Raw genomic sequence first — 9,655 nt, 5'->3', positions numbered from 1 at the left:
CCCCCGGACCGGGGGCGGCCGACGTGGTTCAGCGTATGGGCCGCCTGCCGGTGCGCCGCCAGCGCAGCGCGGCGTAGACCAGGTCGGCCACGAGCACGATGACGCCGATGACCAGCAGGTAGAACAGGCCTTTGGCGACGGCGCCGATGATGCCGAGCACCAGGGCGACGATGACCAGGAACAGGATCAGGATCATGGGTCGGATGCCTTCCGCCGAGGGGTCGAGGACGGGAGGTCAGCGGCGCGCGAGTTGGCGCTCGCCGCCGAGACCCGGCTTGTAGGTCAGGTCGTAGTAGACGAAGATCGCCTCTTCGTCCTCGGCGGGCAGCACATCGTCGGTGCCCATCGAGGGCGCGTCTTTGACGAGGGACTTGGGGTAGGCGACCTTGAGGTAATTCGGCCCCACGACGGCGCCGAGCAGGGGGATGAACACCAGACGGTGACGGGTCGGCAGCCCGGTGACGACCGTGGCGACGGCCGGCTCATCGCTGCGGGTGTCGACGTACACCGCCTCCAGCGTCCCGATCTTCTTGCCTTCGGGATCCACGACATCGTGGGTCCGCCACTCGCGGATGTCTGCGATCTCGATCACGCCGACTCCTCTCGTCTGCACCGCTCCCGGGAGCGGTGGTGTGTGGCCGGACCTCACCCGCAGCCCGTGACCGGTGGCCTCCGTACATCCGGACATCCGGCCCGGCCCCACGAACTCGGGCGTACCGGCGTACGTACCGGCAATCTTCCCCCACGGCTGCCCGATACCGGTACTGCGCAATGCGGCATGGCGCACGGAACCCGCACCGCTACTGTCAGCACGCCTCAGCAGCCGGTGCCGGACTTGTCCTCGGCCCAACCCGCCGCGCTCGTCGGCTCGACCGACTTCAACCGCCGCTCCGGAAATCGCGGCGTGTGCGGACGCGGTTCCGGGGTATCCGGCGATTGCCGGGCGTTAACTGTCGGGGAGGGCATGGGACATGGCGACTCAGACGGGTACGACGCGGACGAACCGGGCCGGGGAGGCTCCGGCCGCGCACACCGGGCGGCAGGCGTCCGGGGAACTTCCATGGATCGAGGACACGGGCAGGGTCGCGCCGAAGGACGCGCGGGAGCTGTCGAAGCTGTTCTTCGACCGGCTCGCGGTCCTGGAAGAGGGCACGCACGAGTACCAGTACGCCCGCAACACCCTCATCGAGCTGAACGTGACGCTGGTCCGCTTCGCCGCCGGCCGGTTCCGCAACCGGTCGGACGACATGGAGGACGTCATCCAGGTCGGCACGATCGGCCTGATCAAGGCCATCGACCGCTTCGACCTGTCCCGCGAGGTCGAGTTCGCCACCTTCGCCGTGCCCTACATCGTCGGCGAGATCAAGCGCTTCTTCCGTGACACCAGTTGGGCGGTCCATGTCCCGCGGCGGCTGCAGGAGCTGCGCATCGACCTGGCCCGCGCCACCGACGAGCTAGCCCAGAGCCTGGACCGGGCCCCGAGCACCGCCGAACTCGCCGCACACCTCGACCTGAGCGTCGAAGAGGTCACCGAGGGCGTCATGGCCGCCAACGGCTACACCGCCGGCTCCCTCGACATCCCCGCCGACGATCCCGCCCACGACACCACGGGCGTCACTTTGGCCGAGCGGCTGGGCGAAGTCGATCCCGGCATGGCCGGTGTCGAGAACGTACTGGCCCTCAAGCCCCTGGTCGCCGCACTGGGGGAGCGGGACCGGCGGATTCTGCACATGCGGTTCGGCGAGGAGATGACCCAGTCGCAGATCGCCGCCGAACTCGGCCTCTCCCAGATGCACGTCTCCCGGCTCCTGACCCGGATGCTGGGAAGGCTGCGCGCCGGCCTGCTCACCCAGCTCTGACCTTGTCCGGCCGGCACCGCGCCGCCGCCCTACCGCTGGGCGGCGCCGCGCCGCGTCGTACGGCAGTACGCGGCGCCGAGGCACGGCCCGGTACGGCTGCGGAACGGCACAGCACAGCACGGCGTACAAAGCCGGTGGGCATGCTGCGATGGGGTCGGGGTAGAAGATCTGCGATCGTCCGGGACCACAGGGGGCCGCGGATCGATGGAGGAAGCAGGTGCCCGGTGTCTCTCACACTGCCGAGCGCGTCGGCGTATCCGCCGCAGGCCAGCGCCGCGTTCGATGGTGAGAACGGAATGGCCGCCCTGGCGCGCGAATTCGCGGCCGCCTTTCTCGCTCGTGTCCAGAAGGTCCACGGCGTTCCGGTGACCGCTCGGCTGATCGGCGCCGTGTGCCTGGTCGTGAGCGAGCTGATCACCAACGCCGTCAAGTACGCCCCCGGCCCCTGCCTGCTGGATCTGGCCCTGGCCGACGGCGAACTCCACGTCACCGTGGGGGACACCGAGGCCGGCCTGCCCGTCACCCTGACGCCCGACGCCGGACGGATCGGCGGCCACGGCCTGGAGATAGTCCTGGGCCTGAGCCGCGGCTACGAGGTCGAGCGGCAGCCCGGCGGCAAGCGCGTCCGCGCTCACATTCCCCTCGACTGAGCCGCGGCTTCCTCGGATTCTTCGGCGGCCGACCGGCGTGGGGTCACCCGGCGATCGCGTATGAGAACCGCACACGAAAAACCGCACGAGCGCTTCGCACGAAACCCCGCACGGGAACCTCGCACCGGCCGAAGCCCAGGCGCTGAGCGCCGCCGGGCCCCGGCCTCACCGCCGCATTCAGATCTCTGTCGGCGGAGGCTGCGGAGCACCCCGCCGGTGCCTCAGAGCACTCCAGTCCAGCGCGCTTTCAGCGTGTTGACGCGTTTGCTCAGCGGCCCTGCGGGCCTCGGTGAGGACGTCACCGTGCTTCTGGACCAACTCGTCGTAGATGGGAGGGTTCGATGTCACGTCAGTCTCTTCGTCCTTCTTACGCGCTCAGCTGCCTCAGGCAGTGAGCTGTATGTGTGAGGTCGTCCGGGTCGCCGCGGGCGCTTCGCTCGCGAGGGCCGCGGTCAGTTGCCGCTCAGCCGCGGTCAGGGCTGCTTCAATGGTCCGTGTTCCGGTCAAGACGCACAACGTGTAAGTGATGTCCTCCAGTCGACGACGCGTCTCTAACGAACGCTGCTCGCGATGCAGTGTTCGAAGTCTCTCGTACCGTTCGACAAGATCTCGCAGTATCGCGGGGTGGGCCTTGAGCACGGCGATGCCTCTCTTCACGAACCAGCTGTCCTTGTCCGTGTACCCGCACTGGCGTAGACCATTCCGGGACGGGGCCTGCGCCGACCGCCGTCTTCCGCACCCCGGGGCCGTCACCGGCCGGGCCGGCCGGGAGCGCTCGGAGTCACCGGTGCGCCTTGCCCAGCTGGACGGTGCGGACCGTGTCCAGAGTGACGGTCTGCTCCCAGTACGCCGGTCCGGCGACGGCGCCCGCGGTGGCGACGGCGATCTGCTGGCAGAGCCGCCGGACCCGCTCCCAGACACCGCGCTCGTCGGGTTGCGCGGACTGCCCGTACTTCAGCAGCTCGGCGCGCTCCACGCTGCCCTGGCCGTTGGCGACCGGGGCCTCCTTGAGGGCCTGGTACGCGCGGCGCTGCAAGGTCCATGTCACGCCTTCGCCGCCCGGAGCCGCCAGCGGCACCTGGGCCACGGCGGCGCCTTCCAGACCGAGGGCCGCGGTCCGCTCGTGGATCGCGGCGGCCAGCAGCAGGTGCACCAGGTGATGGTCGGCACCGGTCAGGGTGACGTGCCACTCCTCCGCCACCGCGTCGTCCGCCGTCTCCTCCACACGCCACCGGGTCACCAGCGCGGCCCACGACACACAGTGGTCCCAGGTGGTCTCCGGCACTCGCTCCTGCAGTCCTTCGTTGACAGTCATGGCCGACACGGTAGAGCCCTACCCCCTCCCGGAGCCAAAGACCGGCTGAGCCGAAGATCCAATGCCCTGACCGGGAACCCGGTCGGCTCAACACGCCCTTGAACTCGCGGGCTCACGGCGTGCGGCTTCGGGAAGCGAAATCGAGATTCACCCAGGCCAGGCGCAGCAGGGGCGGACCGGCGCATGAGCCCGTCCGTAAGAGGGCAGACGCGTACAGATGGCCTGGAATCGCCGGATGATCTTTATTGTCGTCAAGTTCGCGGTCAAGCCCGAGCACGCCGACGCGTGGCCGACGCGCGTCGAAGCCTTCACCAGCGCCACTCGGGCCGAGCCGGGCAACCTGTGGTTCGAATGGTCCCGCAGCGTCGAGGACCCCACCACGTACGTGCTGGTCGAAGCCTTCCAGGACGACGCCGCCCAAGCGCACGTCAACTCCGACCACTTCCGCGGGGCGATGGACCAGATGCGCCCGCTGCTGCGCCGCACGCCCGAGATCGTGAGCACCACGATCAAGGACGCGGATGGCTGGAGCGAGATGGGTGAATTGAGCGTGGGCTAGCCCGGGCTGTCCGGGTCGAAGCCGGAGGCGGTGACCCGCGCTCAGCCACTGTTGTACCGCAGAATTCGGTTGACCAGGTCAGGGCCCGGGAAATCCATCATGACCGTGCCGGTCTTCCGCAAGCAGCGCTGTGGCGTACAAGGGGAATTGACGCTCTCCAAATACGCGAAACCGCGAGAGTTCACGCCCTTGATGCCCAGCGATCCGCCGGCGACGGCTATCGGGTAGGCCCCGGCGCTCGCGCCGCTGAAGTGCGTCACGTACATCTTGCCGGCGGCGGGGTTCGTCAGCTTGTCGAGTTGGGCTTTGGCGTTGTTCCAGCGCTTGGGGATGTCGAAGATGGTGGGGACCTCGTAGTGGTCCTCGACGTCCATGTTCGCCCCCGACCAGCGCAGTCCGTAGGGCTGCCGGCTGTCGAAGTTCTGTAGGAAGACGATTTTCCCCCGCGTTTCGCCGAGCGTGGGGAAGGGGTCGGCGGAGGAATTCGGCTTCCACCAGTGGTCGCGCATGAGGTCGGCGGTCTCGGGATTGGCGTTCAGGTACCAGTCGAGGGTCTGTTCGAACGTCCGGGTGACGTTCTCCTCCGTGTGTTCCTTCTGGATCCGCATGACGACGGTTTCCTGTGGATGTTCCTTGAGGAAGCTCGTCGTCTGCTGGAGCACGTCGGTGAAGTTCTTCTTCAGGTAGACGACGCCGTGGTGGATGGTGAACCGGTCGCCGATATGCCGCAGACGGATGTCCACGGCGCGGATGCCGGACTTGTACTGCTGCGGCAGGTCGCTCTGCTGGGTTTCGGCGATGGGGGTGACGTCGCGGGCCATGGTGTCGTGGGTGCCGGGTATGGAGAGGTCCGTCAGCGGCCTGCTGTCGGGGAGGCCTGCCATCCAGTCGGGATTCGAGGCGCGCTCAAGGCCTTTCGTGTCGACGCCGTCGGTGGCGGACGCGGGCAGGGCGCCGAAGCCGAGCACGGTTCCGGCGAGGGTGAGGGCCGTGAGCCAGCGGGCCGCGGTGAGGCGGGGGCATCGCGGCGGGAGTGCCGCACGCCGTGGCGTGTGCTGAGGTTCCGGTCGCGGCCGTCGCCGTACCGTGTGATCGATGTCCTGGGCTGCTGCTGTGGGGGACAAGCTCACCTTCTCCTTCGGACTGCGGGCCTGGGCGGCCTCGTCGGCACGGGCGTCAGGGTATGCAGTACGGGTTGGAAGGGACATGCCATGTACCGGCCAGGCGTTTCGATGGGTGGCTGGTTTCCGCCTACGCGCTGGACTCGGGGATGCCTGATGGTCACAAGAATCGGATGGGATGGGCCGTGTTTCTGAGAACCTTCGGCTGGTCGTTCGGGGTCACAGTCCTGGGCCTGGCTTTCGCCGCGTATTTCTGGGGCTGGGAGGGGTTCGCCGTAGTGGCGATCCTCTCCGTCCTCGAAGTCTCGTTGTCCTTCGACAACGCGGTTGTCAATGCCGGTGTGTTGAAGAAGATGAACGACTTCTGGCAGAAGATCTTTCTGACCGTCGGCGTACTGATCGCCGTGTTCGGCATGCGGCTGCTCTTCCCGGTCGCCATCGTCTCGATCACGGCGCAGAAGAGCCCGCTCGACGCGGTCCGGATCGCCCTCGACGAGCCGAAGAAGTACGAGCAGTTGGTCACCGACGCCCATCCGTCGATCGCGGCCTTCGGCGGCATGTTCCTGCTGATGATCTTCCTTGAGTTCGTCTTCGGTGAGCGCGAGCACACCTGGTTGTCCTGGATCGAGAAGCCGCTCTCCCGTTTCGCCGGCGCCGACGGCGCCGCTGTGTGCGTTTCGTTGATCGCCCTGCTGATCGCGGCGGTCACCCTCGCCCCCAGCGCGGCTCAGCACGGAGGCGCGCATGTCGACAGGTCCGCGGCCGTCATGCTGGCCGGAATCGCCGGTCTGATCACCTATCTGGTCGTCAGCGGCTTCTCCGGCCACTTCGAGAACAAGCTCGCCGAGGAGGAGAGAGCGCAACGGCGGGACGAGGAGCCGAAGCGAGGGGGCGAGCAGCCCGGCGCGATGAAGCTCGCCGGGCAGGCCGCGTTCTTCACGTTCCTCTACCTTGAGGTGCTGGACGCGTCGTTCTCCTTCGACGGCGTCATCGGCGCGTTCGCCATCACGAACCACATCTTCTGGATGGCGCTCGGCCTGGGCATCGGCGCGATGTACGTCCGGTCGCTCACTGTCTATCTGGTCCGCCAGGGCACCTTGGACGACTACGTCTACCTGGAGCACGGCGCCCACTACGCGATCGGCGCGCTCGCGGTCATTCTGCTGGTCACCGTCAAATGGCACATCCACGAGGTCATCACGGGGCTGATCGGTGTCGGAATCATCGCCGCGTCGTTCTGGTCGTCGGTGCGCCGCGACAGGGAGCTGGGCGGGTAGGGCCGGCGTCCCGGCCCTACCCGCCGCTCTACCGGCTTTCAGGTGTAGATGGCCTTGGTGTTCCAGTCGGGTGCGGGGAGGGCCGCGCGGTCGGTCTTCCCGTTGGCGGTGACGGGGAGCTGGGCCAGCGTGAGATAGGCGGCGGGAATCATGTGCGGGGACAGCCGGGCGCGGAGGTAGTAGCGCAGCGCGGGGCGGTCGAAGGCGTGGTCCGGGTCGGTGGGGACGATCCAGGCGATGAGGCGCAGGTCGCCGTGCGGGTGGGGCCGCAGGGCGACGGCGGCGCTCCGCACGTCGGGGTGGTCGGTGAGGGCGTTCTCGATTTCGCCGGGTTCGATGCGGTGGCCGCGGAGTTTGAATTGGTCGTCGGCGCGGCCGAGGAATTCGAGGGCGCCGTCCGCGCGGCGCAGGGCGCGGTCGCCGGTGTGGTAAAAGCGCTGGTAGGGGGCCCAGGAGGGGGTGCTGAAGGCTGCTGCGGTGAGTTCGGGGCGGTTCCAGTAGCCGCGCGAGACGCCGGCGCCGCCGATCCAGAGTTCGCCGGGCTGCCCGTCGGGAAGCGGCGTGCCGGTGGGGTCGACGATGCGCAGGGTGGCGTTCTGGATGGCGTGCCCGATGGGGATGCGGCGGCCGTGCGCGTCGGTGTCGGTGATGGGGTGACAGGCGGCGAACGTGGTCGTCTCGGTGGGGCCGTAGCCGTTGACGACGCGGCAGTGCGGGAGGGCGGCGCGCAGCCTGCGAAGGTGGTCGGGGGAGAGGACGTCGCCGCCGGCCAGGAGCGTGTGAGGCCCGGCGAGCGTGTGGGGGCCGGCGTCGATCTGGCGGTGGAAGAGCGCGGCGGTGAGCCACAGGACGGTGATCCCGGCGTCCTGGAGGAGCGCGGCGAGGTCTTCGGCGTCGAGGGGGTAGGGCGGCGCGAGGACGAGGCGGGCGCCGTTGAGCAGGGCGCCCCAGATCTCAAAGGTGGCGGCGTCGAACGCGGCGGGGGCGAGCTGCAGAATCCGGTCGCGGGGCGTGAGGGTGACGTAGTTGGGGGCGGTGACGAGGTTGGTGATGTTGCGGTGCTCGACCATGACGGCTTTGGGGCGGCCGGTGGAGCCCGAGGTGTACATCAGGTAGGCGAGGTCGTGGGGAGCGACCGGCGTCGGTGCGCAGGGTGCCACTGTCGTGGTCGGGGCGGGGAGGTGGGCCGGAGCGACGTTGTGCGCGGCGAAGCGGGCGTCGGCGTCCGGGGCACAGAGCACGATGCGGACGCCGGCGTCGGCGAGGACGTCGGCGATGCGCAGCTCGGGGTCGTCGACGCTGAGCGGCACGTAGGCGGCGCCGGCTTTGAGGACACCGAGCAGGGCCACGATGAGGTGGACGGAGCGTTCGAGGCAGACGGCGACGCGGTCGCCCCGGCGGACGTCCAGGGTGGTCGTCAGGTGCTGAGCCAGAGTGTCGGACCAGGCGTCGAGTTCGGCGTAGCTGAGGTGTTCTGCCTCGGCGCTCAGGGCCACGGCGTGCGGCGTACGGGCCGCTTGGCGGCGGAAGAGGGCGCAGACCGAAGCCGTCGCCGGGTCCGCCCCCGCTGAGGTGGCGGCGGGGGCGGCCCCGGGGCTGACAGCGATGGGGTCCGGGCCCGGGGCGGGAACTGTCAGGTTCGTGGGGATGGCTGGGGCGTGGGGCGGGTCGCTCACCGGGGTTCTCGGGGTCATCGCCGTGGCTCCTCTCGCGCTGTTGGACTGCGCAGGGTCCGGGGCGGGCCTCGACTCGTGGTGGACCGGGGCGCTCAAGTCGTTCTCCAGGGCGCAGCTGTGTACTGGGCTTGGTCTGCGCTCCGCCGGTCTTCCGGCGGCCGTGGCCGGCGCCCGCTGCCGCGGGGCGCCACCCCTGACGATTTCGAGGAGACGGCGTGACCATCCTGGTAACCGGAGCCAGCGGCAACATCGGCAGCCGTGTGGTGAGCCGCCTGCACGAGGGCGGGCACACCGTGCGCGCGTCCGGCCGCAAGCCGGCCGAGCTGACCCTGCCCGACGGTGTGGAGAGCGTCGAACTGGACCTCAGCCGCCCCGAGACCTTCGCCGCGGCGCTGCGCGGCGTGAGCAGGGTGTTCCTGTACGCGGAGCCGGAGGGCGTCAATGCCTGGGCCGCCGCGGCCCGGAGCGCCGGCGTGCGGCACGTGGTGCTGCTGTCCTCGTCGGTGATCGCGGAGCCCGGTGTCGACAATGACCCGCTGGCACAGCATCACGCCGCCGTCGAGGAGGCGTTGAGCGAGTCGGGCCTGGCCACCACGGTCCTGCGGCCGGGCGCCTTCGCGGTCAACGCGCTGGGGTGGAGCTACGCGGTGCGCGGCAAGGTCCCGGTGGAGCAGGCCTACTTGGACGCCCAGACGGCCCCGGTGCACGAGGACGACATCGCCGACGTGGCCGTAGCGGCGCTGTCCTCGGACGCGTTCGCCGGGCAGGTGCTGACGCTGAGCGGACCCGAATCGCTGAGCTTCCGTCAGCAGCTCGCGATCGTCGGCGAGTTGCTGGGGCGTGAGGTCGCGGTGCGTGAACTGGGCCGCGAGGAGGCGCAGGAGCAGATGGGCAGGTTCGTGCCGCCGCCGATCCTCGCCTCGCTGCTCGGCCAGTGGGCCGCGGCGGTCGGCCGCCCCTCACCCATCAGCGACGTCGTCGAGAAGGTCACCGGCCGACCGGCGCGTACGTTCCGCCAGTGGGCTCAGGAGCACGTCGAGGCCTTCGCAGACCCGGCCTGATCGTGTCGCGCGAACCGGCCCGGCCTCTCAGGGAGTTCGGGCGTCTCGCAGGACCGGGTCTTCGTGGCGTCCCGCAGGGTTCCGGACGGGGCGTGCCGCAGGGCTCCGGCCGAGTTGCGCCGCTGGGTTCCGGCCGA

At 69.5% G+C, this 9,655-nt stretch carries 11 protein-coding genes; 5 read left to right on the top strand and 6 right to left on the bottom strand.

Annotated elements, in window-relative coordinates; genetic code table 11:
- Positions 1-28: 28 nt before the first annotated feature.
- On the bottom strand, positions 29-196 hold the full coding sequence (locus QMK28_RS03960) for a hypothetical protein (RefSeq protein WP_326435545.1): 168 nt from the start codon (positions 194-196) through the stop codon (positions 29-31).
- 39 nt (positions 197-235) lie between these two features.
- Positions 236-592 (bottom strand): PRC-barrel domain-containing protein, encoded by a 357-nt coding sequence (locus tag QMK28_RS03955; RefSeq protein ID WP_326435544.1) that lies wholly within the window; start codon positions 590-592, stop codon positions 236-238.
- A gap of 379 nt (positions 593-971) precedes the next feature.
- Between QMK28_RS03955 and QMK28_RS03950 the strand changes: the two genes are divergently transcribed.
- A complete protein-coding gene (locus tag QMK28_RS03950) occupies positions 972-1,859 on the top strand; it encodes an RNA polymerase sigma factor SigF (RefSeq protein ID WP_326435543.1) in 888 nt (295 codons plus the stop codon).
- Between the two features lie 224 nt (positions 1,860-2,083).
- A complete protein-coding gene (locus tag QMK28_RS03945) occupies positions 2,084-2,509 on the top strand; it encodes an ATP-binding protein (protein WP_326435542.1) in 426 nt (141 codons plus the stop codon).
- Between the two features lie 384 nt (positions 2,510-2,893).
- Here QMK28_RS03945 and QMK28_RS03940 read toward each other — a convergent pair whose 3' ends face one another.
- On the bottom strand, positions 2,894-3,148 hold the full coding sequence (locus tag QMK28_RS03940) for a DUF5133 domain-containing protein (protein WP_326435554.1): 255 nt from the start codon (positions 3,146-3,148) through the stop codon (positions 2,894-2,896).
- Between the two features lie 142 nt (positions 3,149-3,290).
- A complete protein-coding gene (locus tag QMK28_RS03935) occupies positions 3,291-3,824 on the bottom strand; it encodes a hypothetical protein (RefSeq protein WP_326435541.1) in 534 nt (177 codons plus the stop codon).
- Positions 3,825-4,059: 235 nt separating this feature from the next.
- On the opposite strand from QMK28_RS03935, the gene QMK28_RS03930 reads away from it, so the two are divergent.
- Positions 4,060-4,383 (top strand): putative quinol monooxygenase, encoded by a 324-nt coding sequence (locus tag QMK28_RS03930; RefSeq protein WP_326435540.1) that lies wholly within the window; start codon positions 4,060-4,062, stop codon positions 4,381-4,383.
- A 41-nt stretch (positions 4,384-4,424) separates the two neighbouring features.
- Here the strand turns inward: QMK28_RS03930 and QMK28_RS03925 are convergent, their stop codons facing one another.
- Positions 4,425-5,507 carry a phosphatidylinositol-specific phospholipase C gene (locus QMK28_RS03925; RefSeq protein ID WP_326435539.1) on the bottom strand — a complete coding sequence of 361 codons (1,083 nt, stop codon included), beginning with the start codon at positions 5,505-5,507 and terminating at the stop codon, positions 4,425-4,427.
- A gap of 182 nt (positions 5,508-5,689) precedes the next feature.
- Between QMK28_RS03925 and QMK28_RS03920 the strand changes: the two genes are divergently transcribed.
- A complete protein-coding gene (locus tag QMK28_RS03920; protein ID WP_326435538.1) occupies positions 5,690-6,781 on the top strand; it encodes a DUF475 domain-containing protein in 1,092 nt (363 codons plus the stop codon).
- A 38-nt stretch (positions 6,782-6,819) separates the two neighbouring features.
- Here the strand turns inward: QMK28_RS03920 and QMK28_RS03915 are convergent, their stop codons facing one another.
- Entirely contained in the window at positions 6,820-8,475 is a 1,656-nt protein-coding gene (locus QMK28_RS03915) for an amino acid adenylation domain-containing protein (RefSeq protein WP_326435537.1), read from the bottom strand.
- A gap of 197 nt (positions 8,476-8,672) precedes the next feature.
- Between QMK28_RS03915 and QMK28_RS03910 the strand changes: the two genes are divergently transcribed.
- Positions 8,673-9,518: an NAD(P)H-binding protein gene (locus QMK28_RS03910; protein ID WP_326435536.1), complete on the top strand. Its 846-nt coding sequence runs from the start codon at positions 8,673-8,675 to the stop codon at positions 9,516-9,518.
- The last annotated feature ends 137 nt before the right edge of the window (positions 9,519-9,655 follow it).

The organism is Streptomyces sp. H27-D2, assembly GCF_035828615.1.
Lineage (GTDB): Bacteria > Actinomycetota > Actinomycetes > Streptomycetales > Streptomycetaceae > Streptomyces.
The sequence above is the reverse complement of the archived record's forward strand: the minus strand, read 5'-3'. Positions and strand labels throughout refer to the sequence as shown.

Bases quoted from the DNA above. Each gene is read 5' to 3' on its own strand.
- QMK28_RS03960 (WP_326435545.1), bottom strand. From the start codon at position 196: ATGATCCTGATCCTGTTCCTGGTCATCGTCGCCCTGGTGCTCGGCATC.
- QMK28_RS03950 (WP_326435543.1), top strand. From the start codon at position 972: ATGGCGACTCAGACGGGTACGACGCGGACGAACCGGGCCGGGGAGGCT.
- QMK28_RS03935 (WP_326435541.1), bottom strand. From the start codon at position 3,824: ATGACTGTCAACGAAGGACTGCAGGAGCGAGTGCCGGAGACCACCTGG.
- QMK28_RS03930 (WP_326435540.1), top strand. From the start codon at position 4,060: ATGATCTTTATTGTCGTCAAGTTCGCGGTCAAGCCCGAGCACGCCGAC.
- QMK28_RS03915 (WP_326435537.1), bottom strand. From the start codon at position 8,475: ATGACCCCGAGAACCCCGGTGAGCGACCCGCCCCACGCCCCAGCCATC.